The sequence below is a fragment of the Pediococcus cellicola genome (genome assembly GCF_001438655.1).
GTDB lineage: Bacteria > Bacillota > Bacilli > Lactobacillales > Lactobacillaceae > Pediococcus > Pediococcus cellicola.
The window spans coordinates 161646-182557 of record NZ_JQBR01000004.1 but is presented as its reverse complement, the minus strand read 5'-3'; the positions used below and the strand labels follow the sequence as shown (position 1 = coordinate 182557).

The 20912-nt window shown below is 39.8% G+C and carries 22 protein-coding genes; 18 read left to right on the top strand and 4 right to left on the bottom strand.

Features of this window, described 5'->3' with window-relative positions; all coding sequences use genetic code 11:
• The first annotated feature begins 215 nt into the window (after nucleotides 1-215).
• From IV80_RS05325 to accA, 11 genes are all read left to right on the top strand, one after another.
• Nucleotides 216-1196, top strand: a complete 981-nt coding sequence (locus IV80_RS05325) for a mannose/fructose/sorbose PTS transporter subunit IIA (protein WP_057750634.1) — start codon at nucleotides 216-218, stop codon at nucleotides 1194-1196.
• A gap of 25 nt (nucleotides 1197-1221) precedes the next feature.
• Complete coding sequence (locus tag IV80_RS05320; RefSeq protein ID WP_057750631.1) at nucleotides 1222-2028, top strand: PTS mannose/fructose/sorbose transporter subunit IIC; 807 nt, start codon at nucleotides 1222-1224, stop codon at nucleotides 2026-2028.
• A gap of 21 nt (nucleotides 2029-2049) precedes the next feature.
• Nucleotides 2050-2964, top strand: a complete 915-nt coding sequence (locus tag IV80_RS05315) for a PTS system mannose/fructose/sorbose family transporter subunit IID (protein WP_057750629.1) — start codon at nucleotides 2050-2052, stop codon at nucleotides 2962-2964.
• A gap of 209 nt (nucleotides 2965-3173) precedes the next feature.
• Nucleotides 3174-3554, top strand: coding sequence for a DUF956 family protein (locus IV80_RS05310; RefSeq protein ID WP_057750626.1), 381 nt, complete (start codon nucleotides 3174-3176; stop codon nucleotides 3552-3554).
• Between the two features lie 58 nt (nucleotides 3555-3612).
• Nucleotides 3613-4023 (top strand): PTS sugar transporter subunit IIA, encoded by a 411-nt coding sequence (locus IV80_RS05305; RefSeq protein ID WP_057750624.1) that lies wholly within the window; start codon nucleotides 3613-3615, stop codon nucleotides 4021-4023.
• Nucleotides 4023-4523 (top strand): PTS sugar transporter subunit IIB, encoded by a 501-nt coding sequence (locus tag IV80_RS05300; protein WP_057750622.1) that lies wholly within the window; start codon nucleotides 4023-4025, stop codon nucleotides 4521-4523. Before IV80_RS05305 ends, IV80_RS05300 begins: the two co-directional genes overlap by 1 nt.
• Nucleotides 4524-4689: 166 nt before the next feature.
• Nucleotides 4690-5670 (top strand): beta-ketoacyl-ACP synthase III, encoded by a 981-nt coding sequence (locus tag IV80_RS05295; protein WP_057750619.1) that lies wholly within the window; start codon nucleotides 4690-4692, stop codon nucleotides 5668-5670.
• A 13-nt stretch (nucleotides 5671-5683) separates the two neighbouring features.
• Nucleotides 5684-6076: an acetyl-CoA carboxylase biotin carboxyl carrier protein gene (locus tag IV80_RS10185; RefSeq protein ID WP_057750616.1), complete on the top strand. Its 393-nt coding sequence runs from the start codon at nucleotides 5684-5686 to the stop codon at nucleotides 6074-6076.
• On the top strand, nucleotides 6069-7412 hold the full coding sequence (locus IV80_RS05285) for an acetyl-CoA carboxylase biotin carboxylase subunit (RefSeq protein WP_057750613.1): 1344 nt from the start codon (nucleotides 6069-6071) through the stop codon (nucleotides 7410-7412). The genes IV80_RS10185 and IV80_RS05285 overlap by 8 nt, the downstream gene beginning before the upstream one ends.
• Entirely contained in the window at nucleotides 7396-8184 is a 789-nt protein-coding gene (locus tag IV80_RS05280) for an acetyl-CoA carboxylase carboxyltransferase subunit beta (protein WP_057750609.1), read from the top strand. The genes IV80_RS05285 and IV80_RS05280 overlap by 17 nt, the downstream gene beginning before the upstream one ends.
• 4 nt (nucleotides 8185-8188) lie before the next feature.
• Complete coding sequence (accA, locus tag IV80_RS05275) at nucleotides 8189-8962, top strand: carboxyltransferase subunit alpha (protein ID WP_057750605.1); 774 nt, start codon at nucleotides 8189-8191, stop codon at nucleotides 8960-8962.
• A gap of 111 nt (nucleotides 8963-9073) precedes the next feature.
• On the opposite strand, the gene IV80_RS05270 is transcribed toward accA, so the two are convergent.
• Nucleotides 9074-10207, bottom strand: coding sequence for an LCP family glycopolymer transferase (locus tag IV80_RS05270; protein ID WP_236699573.1), 1134 nt, complete (start codon nucleotides 10205-10207; stop codon nucleotides 9074-9076).
• A 159-nt stretch (nucleotides 10208-10366) separates the two neighbouring features.
• On the opposite strand from IV80_RS05270, the gene IV80_RS05265 reads away from it, so the two are divergent.
• The 3 genes from IV80_RS05265 to IV80_RS05255 are packed head-to-tail and all read left to right on the top strand — an operon-like array spanning nucleotide 10367 to nucleotide 13091.
• On the top strand, nucleotides 10367-11320 hold the full coding sequence (locus tag IV80_RS05265) for an AEC family transporter (protein WP_083490521.1): 954 nt from the start codon (nucleotides 10367-10369) through the stop codon (nucleotides 11318-11320).
• A 53-nt stretch (nucleotides 11321-11373) separates the two neighbouring features.
• Entirely contained in the window at nucleotides 11374-12417 is a 1044-nt protein-coding gene (locus IV80_RS05260) for a DMT family transporter (protein ID WP_057750598.1), read from the top strand.
• Nucleotides 12418-12419: 2 nt separating this feature from the next.
• The gene (locus tag IV80_RS05255) at nucleotides 12420-13091 is read left to right on the top strand and encodes a 2,3-bisphosphoglycerate-dependent phosphoglycerate mutase (protein WP_057750595.1); all 672 of its coding nucleotides are present in this window, start codon (nucleotides 12420-12422) and stop codon (nucleotides 13089-13091) included.
• 427 nt (nucleotides 13092-13518) lie between these two features.
• On the opposite strand, the gene IV80_RS05250 is transcribed toward IV80_RS05255, so the two are convergent.
• The 3 genes from IV80_RS05250 to IV80_RS05240 form a co-directional block, all read right to left on the bottom strand.
• Entirely contained in the window at nucleotides 13519-14862 is a 1344-nt protein-coding gene (locus IV80_RS05250) for a C1 family peptidase (RefSeq protein WP_057750592.1), read from the bottom strand.
• 85 nt (nucleotides 14863-14947) lie between these two features.
• Nucleotides 14948-15634 carry a ribose-5-phosphate isomerase RpiA gene (gene rpiA, locus IV80_RS05245; protein ID WP_057750589.1) on the bottom strand — a complete coding sequence of 229 codons (687 nt, stop codon included), beginning with the start codon at nucleotides 15632-15634 and terminating at the stop codon, nucleotides 14948-14950.
• Nucleotides 15621-15944, bottom strand: coding sequence for a GNAT family N-acetyltransferase (locus tag IV80_RS05240; RefSeq protein ID WP_057750586.1), 324 nt, complete (start codon nucleotides 15942-15944; stop codon nucleotides 15621-15623). The genes rpiA and IV80_RS05240 overlap by 14 nt, the downstream gene beginning before the upstream one ends.
• A gap of 196 nt (nucleotides 15945-16140) precedes the next feature.
• On the opposite strand from IV80_RS05240, the gene IV80_RS05235 reads away from it, so the two are divergent.
• From IV80_RS05235 to gltX, 4 genes are all read left to right on the top strand, one after another.
• Nucleotides 16141-16677: a dCTP deaminase/dUTPase family protein gene (locus IV80_RS05235; protein WP_057750584.1), complete on the top strand. Its 537-nt coding sequence runs from the start codon at nucleotides 16141-16143 to the stop codon at nucleotides 16675-16677.
• 76 nt (nucleotides 16678-16753) lie between these two features.
• Complete coding sequence (gene radA, locus IV80_RS05230; protein WP_057750581.1) at nucleotides 16754-18124, top strand: DNA repair protein RadA; 1371 nt, start codon at nucleotides 16754-16756, stop codon at nucleotides 18122-18124.
• A 34-nt stretch (nucleotides 18125-18158) separates the two neighbouring features.
• Nucleotides 18159-19274, top strand: coding sequence for a PIN/TRAM domain-containing protein (locus tag IV80_RS05225; protein WP_057750578.1), 1116 nt, complete (start codon nucleotides 18159-18161; stop codon nucleotides 19272-19274).
• A gap of 86 nt (nucleotides 19275-19360) precedes the next feature.
• The gene (gene gltX / locus IV80_RS05220) at nucleotides 19361-20848 is read left to right on the top strand and encodes a glutamate--tRNA ligase (protein WP_057750575.1); all 1488 of its coding nucleotides are present in this window, start codon (nucleotides 19361-19363) and stop codon (nucleotides 20846-20848) included.
• Nucleotides 20849-20912 lie beyond the last annotated feature (64 nt).

Below are 20912 nucleotides of genomic sequence, written 5' to 3'. Positions count from 1 at the left end.
TTCTGTATCAAAGATTGTGTGTCATTTTTTTAGTGTTGAAGTAGGCGTTTTCACGTAGTGTATCTTGGCACGGTTTTTGCATATATAAGGGTGAGTGCAAAAATGATGGTCTTGTACTTAAGTATCAACGTCTGATTCAAAAATTAGTTACAGGGTATAGAGAACTTATTTATTAATTTTATTTACTGTAACAATCAAAATTAGGAGGTATAGAAATGGTAGGGATTATCATTGCTAGTCATGGTGAATTCGCCAATGGTATTTTGCAATCCGGATCAATGATTTTCGGTGAACAAAAAGACGTCAAGGCTGTTACGTTAAAACCCAGCGAAGGACCTGATGACATTAAAGGAAAATTGGAAGCGGCGGTTGCCACTTTCGAGAATCAAGATGAGGTATTATTCTTAGTTGATCTATGGGGCGGCACACCTTTCAACCAAGTTAATAACTTATTTGAAGCTCACAAAGATACGTGGGCAATTGTTTCTGGATTGAATTTGCCAATGTTAATTGAAGCATATGCTTCCAGAATGTCTATGGATAGTGCGCGTGACATCGCAGCTCATATCCTCGAAACTGGTGTAGAAGGAATCAAAATTCGACCAGAAGAATTACAACCAAAACCAAAGGCAGCTGCTAAAGCAAACGCACAACCATCAAATGCAGGCGCGCCTGGCAAGCTTGAATATGTTTTGGCACGAATTGATTCTCGTTTACTTCATGGTCAGGTTGCAACAACTTGGACAAAGACGACGAATCCAACACGGATTATCGTTGTTTCCGATAATGTGGCACACGATGAATTGCGAACCAATATGATTAAGCAAGCTGCTCCTTCTGGTGTTAAGGCTCATGTGGTTCCAATCAATCAAATGATTAAGTTGGCTAAAGATGATAAGCATTTTGGTGGTCAACGAGCTTTATTACTTTTTGAAACTCCACAAGATGCGCTTAAGGCCATTGAAGGTGGCGTGCCAATTAAGACTTTAAATATTGGTTCTATGTCACATTCTGTAGGAAAGGTTCAACCTAACAAAGTTTTGGCTTTTGACCAAGATGATATTGATACGTTTGGAAAATTAAAAGCTGATGGAGTGACATTCGATGTTCGTAAGGTTCCTGCTGATTCAAAGGAAAATATGGATGCAATTCTTCAAAAAGCTCAAAATGAGTTGAACAAACAAAAGAAAGCTTAAGTTTTAAGAAATTGGAGGAATAATCATGACTTTAAACGCTATTCAAGTGGTATTAGTTATTTTAGTATCATTTCTAGCTGGTATGGAAGGAATTTTGGATGAATTCCATTTTCATCAACCAGTAATTGCTTGTACTTTAATTGGTTTGGTAACAGGAAACTTAGTTCCTTGCATGATCTTAGGTGGTTCACTTCAGATGATCGCTTTGGGTTGGGCAAATATCGGTGCTGCTGTCGCACCTGATGCTGCTTTAGCATCTGTTGCATCTGCAATTATTCTTGTTCTTGGTGGACAGGGCAGAGCCGGAGTTTCATCAGCGATTGCGATTGCAATTCCACTATCTGTTGCCGGATTACTTTTAACTATCATTGTTCGTACCATTGCAACTGGTGTTGTTCACTTGATGGATGCTGCAGCTAGCCGTGGAAGTATTCGTGGTGTTGAAGGCTGGCATTTATTTGCTGTTTGTTTACAAGGTGTCCGAATTGCAGTTCCTGCCGCATTAATCTTAGCAATTGGTGCTGGTCCTGTTAAGGGAATGTTAGATGCAATGCCAAGCTGGTTAACAGATGGTTTATCAATCGGTGGTGGTATGGTTGTGGCCGTTGGATATGCAATGGTTATTAACATGATTGCTACCCGTGAAGTTTGGCCATTCTTTGCCATTGGTTTTGTTTTAGCAACCATTAGTCAATTAACTTTAATTGCACTTGGTGCTATTGGTTTGTCCCTCGCTCTTATTTACCTTTCACTTTCACAACAAGGTGGATCTAATAATGGTGGCGGTTCAAATACTGGCGACCCTGTTGGCGATATTATTGATCATTATTAGAGAAAAGGAGGAGCATAGAAAATGGCAGATAAACAAATAAAATTAACACGTGGCGATCATATTTCTATCTGGCTACGTCAAACATTCATTCAAGGTTCATGGAACTACGAACGTATGCAAAATGGTGGCTGGTGTTATTCATTAATTCCAATGATTAAACGCTTGTATAAGACAAAAGAGGAACGCTCTGAGGCCTTGAAGCGTCATTTGGTATTCTTTAATACTCATCCTTACTTGGCTTCACCAATTATTGGTGTCACAATGGCCCTTGAAGAGGACCGTGCAAATGGTGCTCCAATTGATGATGCCACGATCCAAAACGTTAAAGTTGGTATGATGGGTCCTTTAGCTGGTATTGGTGATCCTGTGTTCTGGTACACTGTTAAACCAATTATTGGTGCCGTTGCTGCTTCACTTGCAATGGGTGGAAATATCATGGGACCAATTCTTTACTTTGTCGCATGGAACGTCATCCGAATGGGCTTTATGTGGTATACACAAGAGTTTGGCTACCGAGCAGGTAGTGCGATTACGAATGATTTATCCGGTGGCTTATTACAAAACGTCACTAAAGTTGCTTCCATCGTAGGTATGTTTATCATTGGGGCGTTGATTAACCGCTGGGTAGTTGTGAAGTTTACGCCGATTGTTTCAACAGTGCGTCAACAAAAAGGTGCCTACATTGACTGGAGTCATCTTCCATCAGGAGCTGCTGGTATTAAGGAAGCCTTGATTCAACAAGCTGCAGGTCGTTCATTAACACTTGATAAGGTGACTACCTTACAAGATAACTTGGATCTTTTGATTCCAGGTTTAGCAGCTGTTCTTTTAACTTTCTTATGTATGTGGCTCTTAAAGAAGAAGGTTTCTCCATTAGTTGTCATTCTTGGCTTGTTCGTTGTCGGTGTTGTATTCCACGTTATTGGTTTAATGTAAAATTAATCACTATATTGGGATAGGCTGATAACCAGTCTTAAGGAAAAGACAAATTTAAAATAAGTAAAGTCAGAAATGATTTTACTTATTTTTTTAAATTTTAAGTGATGCAGGTAAAACAATTTGATTGAATCATAAATTATTTTGCTTAAATGACCGAAACGCCTTATAATGGTGGTCATTAAGAGGAAGAAATGGAGTAAAATTAAATGCCACAATCGATTAATACAAAGGTTGATCTCGTAGTAGAAGGCACTTCTTTTTTAGGAATGACAGACTATGGAAAAATTATGATTGGCGATCGCGGGTTCGAGTTTTTTAACGATCGAGATGTCAGAAAATTTGTCCAAATTCCTTGGGATGAAGTGGATTATGTGATCGTTTCTGTGATTTTCAAGGGCAAGTGGATTCCTAGATTTGCTATGAAGACAAAAAAGAATGGCACGTATTCTTTTGCAGCAAAGGATCCTAAGCAAGTCTTACGTGCGATTCGCAATTATGTAGACCCAGACCGCATTGTACGTTCATTAGGAATGTGGGATGTGATTAAACGCGGGGTCAAGCGCCTAGTTACACGGAAAAGTCATTAATCGAGACAACTGACAGACTTGAGCATCAAGAGACAAGCAGACAAGGGGAGTGAAGTGTATGATCGCATATATTGTCGCCAGTCATGGTGAATTGGCGGAAAGTATTTTAAAATCGTCTTTTATGATCTTTGGAGCACAAGAAAAAATAGTTGCAGTCAATTTTCAACCTGGTGAAGATCCAGAGAAACTAATGCAAGATTATCAAAAGGCACTTGCTGGTTTTTCAAAACAGGACCAGGTTGTCTTGCTGGTCGATTTATATGGTGGCACACCCTTTAATGTGGCTACCCAAATTGTATCTGAACATGCAGAGAACATGGCGTTACTTGCGGGCCTGAATTTACCCATGTTGGTTGAAGCTTATACGGTGCGCGATCGTACATTATCAGAAGTTGTCATGCACTTGGAGGCAACTGCCAAAGCTGGCGTGCGTCACTTGGAAATTCAAGATGACGGAGACGGTAGGTAATGGCAATGGAAATTTTATTAGCTCGGGTGGATAGTCGTTTACTACACGGACAAGTTGCGACCTCATGGACAAAAAATATTCATCCAAACCGCATTTTGGTGGTATCTGATAATGTTGCCAATGATGCGTTACGTAAGACGTTAATCACGCAGGCTGCACCGATGGGCGTACCGACTAATGTGATTACGATTGAAAAAATGTTGCGTCTCTATCATGATCCTATGTTTGATTCATTTAAAATTCTTCTGTTAACGGAGACGGTCCAAGACATGTTAAGGTTGGTTCAGGGCGGTGTCAATCTAAGCCATTTAGGTATTGACATTGGTAGCCTGGCTTATTCAGAAGGAATGACCATGTTAAATGAGACCATTGCAGTGGGTCCTTTGGAAGTGAAGGCCATTCGTACTTTGCATGAATTGGGGTTAGATGTTTTTGCACAGAAAGTTCCAAGTGACGGCAAAAAAGAAATTTTACCGATGTTAGAAAAATATCATCTTTAATCAATAAATAGTGACATCTGGGAATGTTCATTTCTGGGTGTTACTATTTTTTATTGGGCCAAAAACTAATAAAGTGTAAAAATTTAACGTGGAAGCCATTCCAAATTACCCAAGAATCGCAAAGATTGTTAAAATAAAGAAAACAGGAATAAGTGAGGAAGTTAGTATGACGGTGAACGTTAAGATTTCAGCAACTGGTCATTATGTCCCTAAACGGGTTGTGGACAATTTTGAACTAAGTAAAATCATGGATACCAGTGATGAATGGATTCAAACGCATACGGGTATTCAAACACGACACTATGCGATGAATGACGAAGATACTTCTGATTTGTGTACGCAGGTTGCTCAGCAATTACTTGAAAAAAGTGGCTTACAAGCGGCCGACATTGATTTAATTTTGGTTTCAACAATCACACCGGATAGCTTAACACCGGCTACGGCTTGTATAGTTCAGGACAAGATTGGCGCTAAAAACGCGTTTGCAATGGATATTTCAGCAGCGTGTGCTGGATTTGTGTTCGGCTTGAGCACAGCGGAAAAATTTCTGCGTACAGGACGCTATCACAATGCCATGGTGATTAGCGGGGAAACAAATTCTAAAATGATGGATTTTACAGATCGAACGGCAGCGGTTTTCTTTGGTGACGGAGCTGGTGGGGCACTTTTAGAGGTCACTGAAAATTCAAACGAAGAATTTTTAATTGATGAAAAATTACAAAGTGTAGGTAGTGAACACCAAACTATTCATAGTGGCCGGGTGCAGCCAATCAAAGAAATTGCCGCAACAAATTATCCAAAAATGGATGCCTTTTTTCAAGATGGCCGCTCGGTGTTTACATTTGCAACTGAAAAAGTACCCGTTCAGATGCAGCACATTCTTGCCAAAAATCACTTGGATGCTACGACCATTGATGCTGTGATTTGTCATCAAGCTAATTTGCGTATCATTGAAAAGATTAGCCAGACTCTAGGCATTCCGATGCAGAAATTTCCGGTTAATGTTGTGCAATATGGCAACACTTCTTCAGCGGGAATTCCTATGGCACTGGACCAATTGAAACGAGATGCACAGGCACCGAAAAAAATTCTTTTAACAGGATTTGGTGCTGGGTTGGATTATGCAAGCATGCTTATCAATTTCTAGGAGGTTGATTAGTTTGAATATAACGGATGTTGATCACTTACTGGACAAATTAGAGAAAATGAATTTCAGTGAAGTGGATTTAGAATTTGATCAAGTCAAAATACATGTCAAAAAAGAAAAATCAGGTGTTTCTTCAAATACTGAGAGGACTGTTAATCTTCCCAATACGAATGAGGTCGTTATTAAAAGTCCCATGGTAGGGGTTGTTCACCTTGAAAAACAACTTAAGGCAGGAAAAGCGATCAAACAGGGTGAAGTAGTCGCACAAATTGAAAGTATGAAGTTGTTTAATGACGTTACCAGTACACAAGCCGGGACCATCGCGACTATTCACGTTAAGAACGGCGATCCAGTCGCTTATGATCAGCCCCTCATGACTTTAGTAAAAGGAAATCAGAATGTTTAAAAAAGTATTAATTGCAAACCGTGGCGAAATCGCGATTCGTATCATTCGTGCCTGCCAAAAAATGGATATTGCGACTGTTGCCGTCTTTTCAAAAGCTGATCAGGGCGCAATGTTTGTTCAGCTGGCCGACGAGGCTATTTGTATTGGTCCGGCAGCGGCTAAGGATTCCTATTTAAATCGTGAAGCCATTTTGATGGCAGGCATTAATATACATGCAGATGCGATCCATCCTGGATATGGATTTTTATCTGAGGATGAACTGTTTGCTCAGATGTGTGAAGAGTGTGGTATGACTTGGATTGGCCCACAAGCAACACACATTCGAGATTTTTCTGATAAGACGCATTCCCGAAAAATTGCCCTAAGCCGGGGACTCACGGTTATTCCGGGTTCTGAGATGATTTCAAGTGAACCTCAACTCTATGCAGCGGCTAACAAACTAGGATATCCAGTACTCTTAAAAGCCAGTCATGGTGGCGGTGGCAAAGGCATTCGCAAAGCTAACTCAGCAAAAGAATTATTAGCCAAATACGAAACCGTTAAAGAAGAAGCAGGAATGTCCTTTTTGGACAGTACAGTATACTTAGAAAGAGATTTTGAAACCGCTCGTCATATTGAAGTGCAAGTGTTGGGGTGGCGTGACCACTTGATGATTCTAGGTGATCGTGATTGTAGCTTACAAAAACATCGTCAAAAAATCATTGAAGAAAGTAATGCGAGCGTTTTGAATCAAGCCGAACGTCAACAACTTTATCAACTTGTTCATCAATTATTGGATGGTGCCCATTATGAAAGTCTTGGTACAGTTGAATTCTTATTTGTGCATCATCAATTCTACTTTTTGGAAATGAACACGCGTTTACAAGTGGAACATGGCGTTACTGAAGAAACTAGTCAAGTTGACATCGTGCAAGCACAAATTCAGGTGGCGGCTCGTGAAACACCAAATTTGCGAACGATTCATTTTAAAGGACATGCCATTGAATGCCGGTTAAATGCCGAAAATGACTTAGAGGAAGGTCAGTTTGAAACGGGGCGTTTGGATCAATTCTGCCTTCCTGAAAAAGCACGAGTAGATACCGGCTTAAAGGCAGGCGATCAGGTGACGCCATATTATGATCGCCTACTTGCGAAAATTATTGTGAGTGCTAAGACCAGAAAAATGGCCATTCTAAAGATGCAAGATGCTCTTGAACAAGTGAGAGTTGAAGGCATCGGGAGCAATCTGAGTGAGTTGAGACAACTCGTTCACAGCAAGGCTTTTATGGAAGATCACTATACAATCCATTCAGTTGAAGAATTAATGGGAGAAACCAAAAATGAGTCATATGCCTAAAAAAAATCGCTGGCAAGTTTGTAAGCACTGTGGCAAGCATGTCCATGAACTTCAGTGGGCACCGTATTTTCGGTGTCCTTTTTGTCATTACTTGCAACGGTTAAGTGTCCCTCAGCGCTTAAAAATCAGCGTGGATCCAGAGAGTTGGCAGCCAATGGTATTGCCAAAGCAGACATCAGATTCTTTGCAGTTTCCTGGATATCAAGACAAACTTAAGGATGCTAAAAAGATATCCGGTGAATCAGAAGCAATCGAAATTGGCACGGCAAAAATTGACAACTATCCGGTGGCGCTAGGAATTATGGACAGCCACTTTATGATGGGAACACTGAATACCGCGGTAGGTGCAGCGCTAAAACAGATTATGCAGGTTTCTTTGACACAAAAAATACCGTTGATATTGTTTGTTGCATCTGGTGGGGCACGCATGCAAGAAGGCATTTATTCGCTTTTGCAGATGAATTCAATTTTAAACGAGTGGCAAGCGTTGTTAGATGCAAAAACCCTCGTTATTAACGTTTTAACGGATCCTACGATGGGTGGTGTTTCTGCGAGCTTTGGATTTAAAGCAGATTATGTGTTAGCCGAGGATAAGGCTCAGATTGGGTTTGCTGGTAAACAGGTGATTGCCCAAACTTCGCATGAAATTTTGCCAGCCAATTTTCAGACGGCTGAAGATTTACTGACGCATGGTCTGGTTGACCAAATTGTCCCACGTGAGCGCCTGCGCAGTAGTTTAGCTACTTTGTTGAAATTACATCGGGGGAAATGAAAGCATGCCAAAAAAGTTAGAAGAAAAAATAGCCCTTGTGCGTTCTGCCAAGCGCCTATCTGCACAACAGGTGATTAGTCAGTTAATAACCGATTTTTTCGAAATCCATGGGGATCGGCAATTAGGGGATGACAGGGCACTTACGGCCGGATTGGGCTTCTTTCACGGGCGACCGGTCACACTTTTAGGGGTCAACCGTGGGGCCAATATTCAACAAAGGCAGGAAATGAATGCAGGCGCGGTTCGCGTGACAGGGTATCGTAAGGCCTTAAGGGTGATTAAAACTGCTGAAAAGTTTAAACGACCAGTTATTTCGATGCTCAATATGCCAGGAGCTGACGCCAGTGTTTTCTCTGAACAGCATGGTCAAAGTCAAGCCATTGCAGATTTAATTTTGGCGATGGGTCAGCTGACAGTTCCTAATGTGACACTCTTTTTAGGTGAGGGACATAGTGGAGGAGCTTTGGCATTTAGTAATGTTAATAAAATTTTGATGCTAGAAAATGCCTTGTTTTCGGTTGCCTCTCCGGAAGCCGTTCAAGCTATTTTAAAAAATCAGAACCAGACCCGTGATGCTAGCGAATATATGCCGATGACGGCACAACAGTTAGCGGGTATAGGGCTGGTTGATGGAATTATTGCTGAAACGCCGGCTAAAACACTTTATGAAAGAATTGATGCGGGATTGCTGGCAGCACTTAAGCGTCTTGAAAGCTTGGATGCGGATGCGTTGAAACGGCAAAGACAGCAGAAGTTTGCTCGCCTTTTGTCATGTTAGCACAATATTGATTATGCCAAAATAGAGTTAATTGGCGGGTTAGACGGAAAGTAACACATAAAAATAGGAGCCTTGGAAAAGATATCAATTTCCAGGCTCCTATTTTGAATTTTAAGGTGTTGCAGGCGGTGTACCAGAGTTATTGTATTGATTGGTGGTATCCGTTGTTGTACTGTATCCATAACTTGATGAATCAGAAGTTGTTGTCGTGTCTGTTGTGGTTTGCGTACTTTGGTCAGACGTATTTGTTGAGGAACTTGCCGTTGAAGAACTAGTTGAAGTCCCATTTTTTAACTTGGTTGTTTTGGATAGTCCCAACTCTTGGCGAATTTTATTAGACACGCGGCGCCTTTCCGTCATGGAAGCAACCTGATAAGAAAGGCCATCAATCATTTCGCCATCACCTTCTAATGTGGTCGATTTGATGTGGTGAGAAGCATTTTTATAGCTAAAACGTAATGCCAGCATATCATTAAATGTAAGGTTGGTTTTCATATTTTTCTGAACAGAGTTTAGAATGGTTTGGAAACGCGTCACAGAACTAATTGAGAGGGCCTTACGTACAACGGCTAAAATGACTTGTCGCTGTCGCTTTTGACGACCATAGTCGCCGTTAGGATCGTCATAGCGCATTCGCGAATAAGACAGCGCTTGTTTTCCAGTTAGATGCGTTTTAACACCCTTTTTCACATTGGCAGAACCATATTTAAAGGTTAGGGGTGGTGTAACGTCAACGCCACCGACAGAATTCACTAGTTCTTTAAGCCCTCCCATGTTCATCACAATATAAAAATCAATGGGAACATCTAGCAGGTTTTGGACAGTTTTAATGGACTGTGATGCGCCGCCGATCGTATAAGCCGCATTTATTTTTTGCGAAGTATTATTAATGGTGACTTGAGTATCTCTTGGAATACTTGTCATATAGGTAGTTTCTTTTTGTGCATTTAATGAAGCTACGATCATTGTATCGCTCAGGCCTTTGGTTTTGCGTCCTAAGGCTCCCGTGTCCGTTCCCAAAATTAAAACATTCAGGGGCTTTTTATTTTTAATCACTTTTGAAACGTTACGTGCAGTTGGTGTTTTGGCTTTTTGGTAGGTTTGTTTAGCCACGTGTTGGGCACCTGTATACATGGTGTAGGCTTTAATGCCGCCAGCAATCACTAAAATTAAAGCCACGATTCCTGCAATTATCCAAATCTTTTTGCGCGAGAGCTTGGGCGCTTTCATGTGTTTTTCGCTCACTAACAGAGACCTCTTTTCGGTTAATAGTTTTTTAAAAATTAAAACGTTTTCCCTATGCTTACATCAGATTTCATAGGCCAAATCATGAAAATGGACTATGAAAATATGCTATACTAATCATTGTTGCACTTATCATACACCAATTAGGGAAGCGATAAAATCACAATTTTCTTACATAGTATTCAAGGGGTCATTATTATCATTGTGATGATTGCCATTGGCTATATGCTGTCATGGCGTAAATGGTTTGATGAGCAATCCTCACGTTTAATAGCTAAATTAGTTACCCAAATAGCACTGCCAGCTTATATGATTAGTACGATTACTCATGATTTTACTGCAAAAAGACTTTTAAGTACACTACCAGATTTACGTTTTCCAGTTTTGTCGATGTTAATTTTATTTGCATTGGCGGCTGTGTTGATACGTGTCATGCAAATTAAAGAGGAACATCGCGGGCTATTTGAGTCTATGTTTTTAAACTCCAATACCGTTTTTATTGGTTTGCCAGTCAACATGGCATTGTTTGGAAACCAAAGTTTGCCCTATGTTTTAGTTTATTATATGGCCAACACGACCATTTTTTGGACACTAGGTGTTTGGCTTATTCAACGCGATGGGACACATAAACAAGCATTTAGCCTGAAAACAACTTTAGAAAAGATCTTTTCGCCGCCACTACTGGGATTTATTGTGGGGGTTTTATTGGTTCTTTTTCATATTCAACTGCCGCAGTTTATTTTGACAGATTGTTCGTATATCGGTGGATTAACGATTCCACTTTCGATGTTTTTCATCGGGATTGCGATTCAACGTGCTGGCATTCAAAACGTATCGTTAAATCGTGATAGCTTAGGTGTGTTGTCAGGTCGATTTATTTTTGCTCCGCTGTTGATGACACTATTAGTGCTTCCAATGCCCGTGCCGATCTTAATGAAGCAGGTATTTATTTTACAGTCTGCCATGCCGGTCATGACAAATGCACCGGTGGTTGCCAAATTGTATCATGCTGATGAGCAGTATGCAGCAATTATGGTGACGGAAACGACTTTATTAAGTCTAGCCGTAATTCCGTTGTTGATGATGTTTGTGAAATCAGGATTCATAACTTAAAGAATTATTTGTTGGTAAGAACTTAGTTATAAGATTTGGAGATAATAAAGAAATTGAAAAAAACAGTCGCTTATATTAGTTTTTCTACTTTAATGTTTAGTTTAATGGAAATTGCCCTTAAACTAGCTGGAGGTGCATTCGACCCCATTCAGTTAAATCTCATTCGTTTTGCTGTCGGGGGAATTGTTTTACTGCCCATTGCCTTATCGGCATTAAAAAAGCAAAAACGACAACTCAACTGGAAAGATTTAGGATTATTTACCATTACGGGATTTGTTTGTGTCATCATTAGTATGACCCTGTACCAACTTGCAATTGTCTATTCACCAGCAGCGACAGTTGCGGTGTTGTTTAGTTGCAATCCCGTTTTTGCCTTGATTTTTTCTTACTTAATTTTGCACGAACGTTTAGGACGTGCTAATTTAATTTCGGTAGTAGTCTCAGTAATTGGTCTTTTGATTATTGTCAATCCTGCTCATTTAACAAATGTCGTAGGATTAACGTTGGCAGTTACTTCAGCATTAACGTTTGGTTTGTATAGCATTATTTCTCGTTATGGTTCACAGAAACGGGATTTAAATGGTATTGTAATGACTTGTTTTACTTTTTTGACCGGAACTGTAGAGTTACTTGCCATTGTGTTAGTGACACATATTCCTTTGATTAGCCAGTCTATGAAACAAGTGGGTTACCTAAAACCGTTCGCTAACATTCCGATTATTCAAAATATAAGTTGGCAATATGCACCGTTACTATTCTTTATTGGTGTGTGTGTGACTGGTGGTGGGTTTGCTTTCTACTTTTTGGCTATGGAAACTTCCGATGTTTCAACTGCTTCATTGGTCTTCTTCATAAAACCGGCTTTAGCACCGATTTTAGCAGCATTTATTTTAAGCGAGCAAATTAACTTACCAACGATTGTGGGAATTGTTATTATCTTATTGGGATCAGTGATTACCTTTATTGGGAATCGTTCAAAATCTATTCGTTCAGAAATGGGACAACCTGTTTATCCTGAAAAACAAACAGATCTTGAAGCTTCGAAGATACTTGATAAAGTTAAGGATCTTAATTCAAATATTGAAGATGAGGACTAAAAATGACGTACTTAGTTTTGTTACGACACGGACAAAGTGTTGCCAATCGCGACAATGTGTATACGGGATGGAGTGACGTCCCACTAACGGAGCAGGGGAAAAAAGAAGCTCAGCAGGCTGGTAAACTGATTTTGCAGACACAGATTCAATTTAGTGCTGTGCATACTTCATTACTCAAACGAGCGATTGTAACGGCTAATATTGTGATGGACCAAATTCACCAAAATTGGTTGCCAGTTCATAAAGCTTGGCGGCTGAATGAACGCCATTACGGGGCTTTACGTGGGCAAAACAAGGATGAAACCAGAAAAACATACGGGACACATCAGGTAGCCCTATGGCGACGTAGCTTTAAAGCTGTGCCACCTTTATTGAAAGAAACAGAATCAGACAGGCGATACATGGAATTAGGGGATATTGAGCCACGCGGCGAGAGCTTAGAAATGGCTTATCATCGTTTACTTCCTTATTGGACAGATCACATTGCCCCCCAATTGCTAGCAGGTAAAAACCAGTTGATTGTCGCACACGGAAGTACTTTGCGTGCATTAATCAAATATCTAGAACAGATTAGTGATGAAGGCATTGATGGTGTGGAAGTCGCCAATGGAGAGCCAATTGTTTACCAGTTTGATGAACAATTAAATATTATTAGTAAAGAGGTTTTGGTGTAACGTTCACCGCGTTCCTTGTTTTGATGTTAAAACAGGACCGGTGGCTTGATTTTTAAGTGATGGTGAACGAACTAGGCTTTATTAGTTGCATTTCATACAGTTTTGAACTAAGATGCAATTATTAAAACGAAAGGGGGTGATGCTTTTTGAGTACCAATGGTAATCTTAAAGTATCAGCCTTGCCCCTTAATGGAGACAAGTTCTGATACCTCTAAGAGAAAGCTGGCCAGTAAAATGGCTGGCTTTTTTGTTTGGAAATGTTTTTAGCATAAAAAGGTAAACAAATTGGGTAATTCCATGCCTATCAAGGCATAAAGTATAAAGGCTCAGTTGAGTCTTATTTTGAATTACAGTAATTTTAATAGGCATCCAAAGCAAAAACAGGGTCTCATCCGATTTGGATGAGACCCTGTTGCGTTTTGAATAATTAGTCTTTATATGCCAAGGCACCCATTGGATCCCATGGTAATAATTTTGTTGGTTCTTCGGCTTGTGCTTTACGTTGGTCTTCGGTCAAAAATTGCTTGTCCACAACAACTTGGTAGCAGTATTCGCTCATCCATTCATCTGTCATGACCATGTAACCTTTTGTGCCGACTTTTTCGCCCCAACTGTTTTCAACTTTCCATTTCTTAGGTTCGCCGTCAACAAGGTCTACACCAGTGATGACCATGGCATGAGTCATTAAACTTTCACTGTAATCTAAACGTTCAGCTTTTGACATCGAAAGGTCAATATCGAAAAGAGATTCTTCATCGTAAACGCCGAGATCTAACAAGCCACGTTTTCTTGGCTCTGAGTGTTGGCCAACATCACAACCAAACCAAACACTGTGTCCAGCTTTGAGTTGGTTGATAGCAGCTTGTTTAAAGTCATGCATATTCAAGTTTAAATGTTTAACCTGACGACCGCCCACAACGTTACCTAACATTTCAATAGTGTAAGTGTGGTTAAATGGTTTGTCATCTGTAGGAGCATTGATGATTGAGACATAGTTTTCAAGATCCCAACCAACAAACTTTTCGTAGAAAGATTTAGGAGTTAATCCAGCTTCACGATGGTAATTCTGATCATCATCACGATATTCCCAATCAAAAGTTGTTGGTGGCTCACCGAAGCTGTATGAAGCCATTCGGTAAACTTCTTCCAACATTTTTTCTTTACGTGATTGGATTTGTTCCTCAGAAGTCTTTGCATTCACAAGTTCACGTAATTCAACGGCATCTTTACGTAACTTTTCGTTAAATAAAGTGTTGAATTCGTTGGACTTGTTACTGTTATAAGTTTCTGGATAAACAGATTCCGGTACGATACCATACTTATCAATAATGGCACAAAGCATATCCCATTGGCCACCATCACCTTGAGGTTCATTTAATAACCATGAAACTTTGCGGTCAGAGGTTGGTTTGTCCGCAGTTGTAATGATATTTTCATAAAACCAGTTGGCTTTTTCAAATTTATCCCAGAAAAAGGTATAGTTTTGAGAAAGTTCAAAATCCTTTAGCTTAAATTCATCAGAAAGATGATGACGCATCGTGTTCAATGCGGCAAACATCCAACAACGACCACTTTGTTTTTGGTTGGCAACGGCGCCAGTCTTTAAATCAATAGAAAAGACGGGACTGTAATCAGCACCACCACGAAGGCCTTCGCTAGCAGCTAAAATACCATTTTTAGTAACCGCGCGTTCAAGGACTTTTGATTTGTTTTGATCGTTATAATGTTTTGCGTAACGGTCAATTTGTTCTTTAGAAATACTATTACTCAATTTATTCACTCCTCACCTAAGTTATATAAACATTGTAGTCGAAAACGAATAATTAGTAAATGCTTAAATATTGATTAAAAAAGGTTTAGGGACGAGCTTGAATGACTTCCGGTCCATTTTGACGGCCGACGATGATTGTGTTGACCATATCTAAAAAGAGACCCTGTTCAACGATACCTACTTGTTTAATTAAATAATCGGCTAATTTGTGAGGATGCTCAATTTGTCCTAAATGAAGGTCAATGACATAGTTTTTTGAATCAGTCAACACGTGGTTGCCGTTCTCATCTAAGCGGAATTCTGGATGTAAACCTTTAGCTGCAAGTTTTTTTAAAACTTGTTGACTCCCATAAGGAATGACTTCCAAGGGTAGTGGAAATTTGCCTAATGTTTTTACCATTTTGGATTCGTCTACAATCCACATGACTTTGTCTGAATTGGTCGCTACAATCTTTTCGAATAGATGAGCGGCACCCCCACCCTTGATACCTTGGTAGTCTGCACTGATTTCATCAGCACCATCAATTGTCAAATCGATGTGGTCTACTTCATCAACAGATTTGACTTCAATGCCAAGTGCTTTGGCTTGTTCTGCGGTTCGATTGGAAGTCGGAACACCTACGATATGCAGATGTTCGTTTTTGACACGTTCACCTAACGCATCTACCATGAACTTGACAGTGGAACCGGTACCAAGTCCGACAACAGTATTATCTTGAATAAAGGTGACAGCTTTACGACCGACTAATTTTTTTAATTCATTTTGATCCATTATTTTTCTCCATTTCTGTTTGAATATCATTGGTCTGCAGATCAACTAAATTATGGTATTCGGGATGCTGCTTTAAGAATGCTTGTGCGTAGGGGCACAGAGGATAAATGAGTTGACCTTGTTTTTTGGCGAATCGAATTGCGGCTAACATTAATTGCTGGGCAAAGCCTTGTCCTCTCAAGTCAGGATTCACAAATAGGTGTTCAATCACCAAAGTCTTCTCATTTCGAATTGGAAAATAGGTTAAGCGACCACCTAAATTATCTTGATAGTCAAAGCTGATTTGATGACCATCATTGCTAAATTTCATCTCTTCACTTCCTTGTATAATTGGTTTTCTGTCTTCAATTGTCGCCTCTGTTTTTTGGAAAGTCAATTAGATTCTTAAGTTTATCTATTTACCTAGCTGAATTGGTTTACAAAGTGCGCTTATAAACGGATAATATAACAAGATTAACCTTTTTAGACGTATTTACATGATAGGGAGTAGGAAAGGATTTGAACTTATGAAACGTGGCTTTGAAATTGTTTCAAAATATAAGCATCAAGATTTAACGTTGCCTTATCGATCTACAAAACATGCTGCGGGTTACGATTTTGAAGCAGCTGAGGATTTTGTATTACCTTCAATTTGGAAAACCAATTTTTTGAAGGTGCTTTGGCAACTGCATCATAATCAATCCGTTAGTGAAACGGATCTTATTAATGGTAGTCGCGATTTAAAGCCCTTTTTAGTTCCTACTGGCATTAAGGCATATATGCAAGATGATGAATATTTGTTGATGGCAAACCGGTCGAGTAATCCCTTAAAACGGAATTTAATTCTGCCAAATGGTGTTGGAATCATTGACGCAGATTATTATAATAATGACGCGAACGAAGGCGAAATTTTTGTTCAACTTATTAATATGGGATTGAAGGATCTCACCATAAAGAAAGGTGAGCGAATTGGTCAAGGTATTTTTATGCCTTATCTACAAGCTGATGGCGAAGATGAACGCGCGATCAAACGGACAGGTGGGTTTGGATCCTCAGGACGCTAAATGATGTCTTAAAAAAGTGATGAGATCTGTAAGCGTTGTGTGAACAGTATGCTAAAATTAAGGAGGACTATACCAAATGGCAAAGGCGAAAACACAGTTTGTGTGCCAAAATTGTGGCTATGTATCCCCACGCTTTTTGGGCCGGTGTCCCAGCTGTGGTCAGTGGAACACTTTAGTTGAAGAACGTGTTGAAAGTGAAAAAGAAAACCATCAGGCGCGTGTCAGTTTTGAAGGACAACATGCAAAACCTCAATTAATAAGTCAAGTTGATATGAGTGAAACACCACGTGTGAAGACGGGATTAGAGGAATTTAATCGTGTTTTAGGTGGTGGCATCGTTTCGGGTTCCCTGGTTTTAATTGGTGGGGATCCTGGAATTGGAAAATCGACCCTTTTACTGCAAATTTCTGGCCAGTTAAGCGAAACAAAGCATCGGGTTCTTTACGTTTCGGGTGAAGAAAGTGCGGCTCAAATCAAGATGCGAGCGGATCGATTGCATGTTGCGAGTGAAAACTTTTATTTGTTTCCAGAAACAGATATGACGAGTATCAAAGCGGCTATTAAAGAACTAAAACCTACGTATGTGATCATTGATTCCATCCAAACAATGCAAGAACCTGATATTCAGTCAGCAGTCGGAAGTGTGGCTCAGGTTAGAGAAGTGACCTCAGAACTCATGCAAATCGGCAAAACTAACAATATTACGATTTTTATAGTGGGCCATGTGACAAAGGGCGGTGCCATTGCGGGACCAAAGATTCTGGAGCATATGGTAGATACTGTTTTGTATTTTGAAGGGGATTTGCATCATACTTATCGAATTTTGCGAGCTGTTAAAAACCGGTTTGGTTCTACTAATGAATTGGGTATTTTTGAAATGCGTGAAACAGGTCTGCATGAAGTTGCTAATCCTTCGGAGATTTTCTTGGAGGAGCGTTTAAAAGATGCGACAGGTTCAGCAATCGTTGTTTCTATGGAAGGCACACGACCAATTTTGGTTGAAGTTCAGGCCTTAATTACGCCCACAACATATGGAAATGCCAAACGGACTGCAAGTGGGCTGGATCATAATCGCGTTTCTTTACTGATGGCAGTCCTTGAAAAGCGAGCTAATTTCTTACTGCAAAATCAAGATGCTTATTTAAAAGCAGCTGGTGGCGTGAAATTAGATGAACCGGCGATCGATTTAGCGATTGCCATGAGTATCGCATCTAGTTACCGTAATAAAGGTACGGATCCTATGGATGCATTTGTGGGCGAAATTGGCTTGACAGGTGAGATTCGCCGCGTGAACCGAATTGAACAGCGGGTAGCCGAAGCACAAAAGTTAGGTTTTAAGCGGATTTATTTACCTAAAAATAATTTGCAAGGCTGGACACCACCAAAGGGGATTCAAGTTGTCGGCGTAGCTACTTTGAGCGAGGCTTTGCGGAAGGTTTTCAATTAATCTAAAGTGTCGAAGTTGAGAGGAGGGAAGTTTAATGAAAAGAAGAATCATTAAAGCAGTCTTTGCGTTGGCAGGTGGGGCACTTGGTGTCATTCTCTTGCCACCGCTTTGGATTTTACTATCGTTGGGGAATCATTGGTGGCTAAGCAACTCAGTAACAAATTTTTTAGTCGGTGCAATTATTTTCTTTATTATTTCATTGTTCTTAGCCGGTTATGTGGAACGATTAGTAAGTCGCTTAGAAAAGCAAATTTCTAAAATTCCACTAGTTAAATTATTGTACGGAAGTATGTCGACGGGGATAGGCTTGATTTTAGCAATCTTAATTTCGACCTTATTTTATCGACAACAAATCTTCTTTTTAAATACAGTAGTACCGATTATTTTGATGCTCATTTTAGGTTATTTAGGATTTCGAATTGGGACGACGCAAGCAGATGAGTGGCGCAAGCTCTTTACGAGACGTAAAGAACCAGAAAGTGCTAAAAATGTGTTGGATCGAAAAGTTTCTGATAATTTTCACCACTATAAGATTCTCGATACCAATATTTTAATTGATGGTCGTATTTACGACTTGATCAAAACGGGATTTATTGAGGGCACCTTGTTGGTTCCTAATTTTGTGCTTTATGAATTGCAGTATATCGCAGATTCATCCGACAGTATTAAACGGGTTCGTGGCCGTCGTGGCCTAGACATTTTAAATAAATTGCAAAATGAGCGTATTGTGCCGATTGAAATGTACGAAGGCGATTACGACGAAATCGAAGAAGTTGACAGTAAACTGATTCAACTTGCTAAAGATAAAGACGCGGTGATCGTGACGAATGATTTTAATTTGAATAAAGTCAGTCAATTTCAAAATGTACAAGTCTTAAATATTAACGCGTTGGCGAATGCTTTGAAGCCTCGAGTGATTCCTGGTGAGGGGTTGCACGTCATGGTCGTTAAAAACGGAACTGAACGGCAACAGGGAGTTGCTTACTTGGATGATGGCACAATGGTTGTGGTTGAAGAAGGTAAGTACTTTATTAATCAAGAATTAGATGTTGTTGTCACCAGTGCGCTTCAAACGGATGCAGGAAGAATGATTTTCGCCAAACCGGCGCATTCAACTAGAGGAATTACCGATCAGCATTCAGAAAAATAGCGTGATTGTACCTTTATTTATTTGAATGGCAATTGTACAATTGATTAAGCAATAAAATGTGAAAAATGAAGAAAGAGGCGTTAATTTTGGCAAAAAGTAAGATTCGTGTTCGTTATGCACCAAGTCCTACTGGTCATTTGCATATTGGTAATGCGAGAACAGCTCTATTTAATTATTTGTTTGCGCGACATTACAAAGGCAAGTTTATTATTCGAATTGAGGATACGGATACCAGCCGCAATATCAAGGATGGGGAACGTAGCCAGCTTGAAAATCTGAAATGGTTGGGTCTTGATTGGGATGAAGGTCCTGATAAGCCAGGTGATTATGGTCCTTATCGTCAATCTGAACGAAAAGCAATTTATGAACCCCTAATCCAAGAATTAATGGATAAAGATTTGGCTTACGAATCTTATGAGACCGAAGAGGAACTTCAAAAGCAACGTGAAGCTCAAAAAGCACGTGGCGAGATGCCTCACTATGAGTATGAGTATGCGGGAATGACTAAAGAACAAATAGCCGCTAAAATTGCAGAATCAAAAGCCGCTGGTTTAGAGCCTGTTATTCGTTTCCGGGTCCCAGAACATAAAACATATAGCTGGGATGATATTGTTAAAGGCAATATTTCCTTTGATTCTAGTACCATTGGTGGCGATTTTGTGATTCAAAAACGCGATGGTATGCCAACATATAATTTTGCGGTTGTCGTTGATGATCATAAAATGGAAATTTCTCACGTTTTCCGTGGCGATGACCATGTTGCCAATACGCCAAAACAATTGATGATTTATGAAGCGTTTGGCTGGCAACCACCTAAGTTTGGTCACATGAGTTTAATTATTAATACTGAAACCGGTAAAAAGCTAAGCAAACGAGATGAAAGTGTGCTTCAGTTTATTGAACAATATCGTGACTTGGGTTATCTTCCAGATGCCATGTTAAACTTTATTGTCTTACTAGGCTGGTCACCAGTTGGCGAAAGTGAAATCTTTACGCAACGTGAATTAATTAAGATGTATGATGAAAAACGGTTGAGCAAATCCCCTGCTGCTTTTGACGGTAAAAAACTGGAGTGGATTAATAACCAGTATGTAAAAGCTGCAGACGAAGACCGCGTTATGGATTCTGCATTACGTCAGTTAATTAAAGCGGGTAATATTGAAAAGAATCCGGCACCGGAACGTGTGGAATGGGCTCGAAAGTTAATCAATGTGTATAAACGACAAATGAGTTATACCGCACAAATTAACGAAATGGCTGATTTGTTTTTCAATGGACCAGATGAGATTGATGAAGAGTCACGTCAGGAAATTTCTGCGGATACAGCTTTACCAGTCTTAAAGGCTTTATATGCCAAGTTTGAACAAATGGTTATTTTTGATACGGTTGAAATTTTGGCAGCAATCAAGTCCGTTCAAAAAGAGACGGGCGTAAAGGGACGCGCGCTTTGGATGCCAATTCGAATTGCGATTACCCATGAAATGCATGGCCCTGAATTACCAGAAACAATTGAGTTATTAGGCCAAAAAACGGCTATGTCACATCTTAAAGCTATGATTGATGAATTGGCATAATGATTCAAGAAGAACAACTGATTTAAAGGTACAAACCTTTGAATTAGTTGTTTTTTTAAGTGCT

Bases quoted from the DNA above. Each gene is read 5' to 3' on its own strand.
- IV80_RS05325 (WP_057750634.1), top strand. From the start codon at position 216: ATGGTAGGGATTATCATTGCTAGTCATGGTGAATTCGCCAATGGTATT.
- IV80_RS05320 (WP_057750631.1), top strand. From the start codon at position 1,222: ATGACTTTAAACGCTATTCAAGTGGTATTAGTTATTTTAGTATCATTT.
- IV80_RS05315 (WP_057750629.1), top strand. From the start codon at position 2,050: ATGGCAGATAAACAAATAAAATTAACACGTGGCGATCATATTTCTATC.
- IV80_RS05310 (WP_057750626.1), top strand. From the start codon at position 3,174: ATGCCACAATCGATTAATACAAAGGTTGATCTCGTAGTAGAAGGCACT.
- IV80_RS05305 (WP_057750624.1), top strand. From the start codon at position 3,613: ATGATCGCATATATTGTCGCCAGTCATGGTGAATTGGCGGAAAGTATT.
- IV80_RS05300 (WP_057750622.1), top strand. From the start codon at position 4,023: ATGGCAATGGAAATTTTATTAGCTCGGGTGGATAGTCGTTTACTACAC.
- IV80_RS05295 (WP_057750619.1), top strand. From the start codon at position 4,690: ATGACGGTGAACGTTAAGATTTCAGCAACTGGTCATTATGTCCCTAAA.
- IV80_RS05285 (WP_057750613.1), top strand. From the start codon at position 6,069: ATGTTTAAAAAAGTATTAATTGCAAACCGTGGCGAAATCGCGATTCGT.
- IV80_RS05280 (WP_057750609.1), top strand. From the start codon at position 7,396: ATGAGTCATATGCCTAAAAAAAATCGCTGGCAAGTTTGTAAGCACTGT.
- accA (WP_057750605.1), top strand. From the start codon at position 8,189: ATGCCAAAAAAGTTAGAAGAAAAAATAGCCCTTGTGCGTTCTGCCAAG.
- IV80_RS05255 (WP_057750595.1), top strand. From the start codon at position 12,420: ATGACGTACTTAGTTTTGTTACGACACGGACAAAGTGTTGCCAATCGC.
- rpiA (WP_057750589.1), bottom strand. From the start codon at position 15,634: ATGGATCAAAATGAATTAAAAAAATTAGTCGGTCGTAAAGCTGTCACC.
- IV80_RS05240 (WP_057750586.1), bottom strand. From the start codon at position 15,944: ATGAAATTTAGCAATGATGGTCATCAAATCAGCTTTGACTATCAAGAT.
- IV80_RS05235 (WP_057750584.1), top strand. From the start codon at position 16,141: ATGAAACGTGGCTTTGAAATTGTTTCAAAATATAAGCATCAAGATTTA.
- radA (WP_057750581.1), top strand. From the start codon at position 16,754: ATGGCAAAGGCGAAAACACAGTTTGTGTGCCAAAATTGTGGCTATGTA.
- IV80_RS05225 (WP_057750578.1), top strand. From the start codon at position 18,159: ATGAAAAGAAGAATCATTAAAGCAGTCTTTGCGTTGGCAGGTGGGGCA.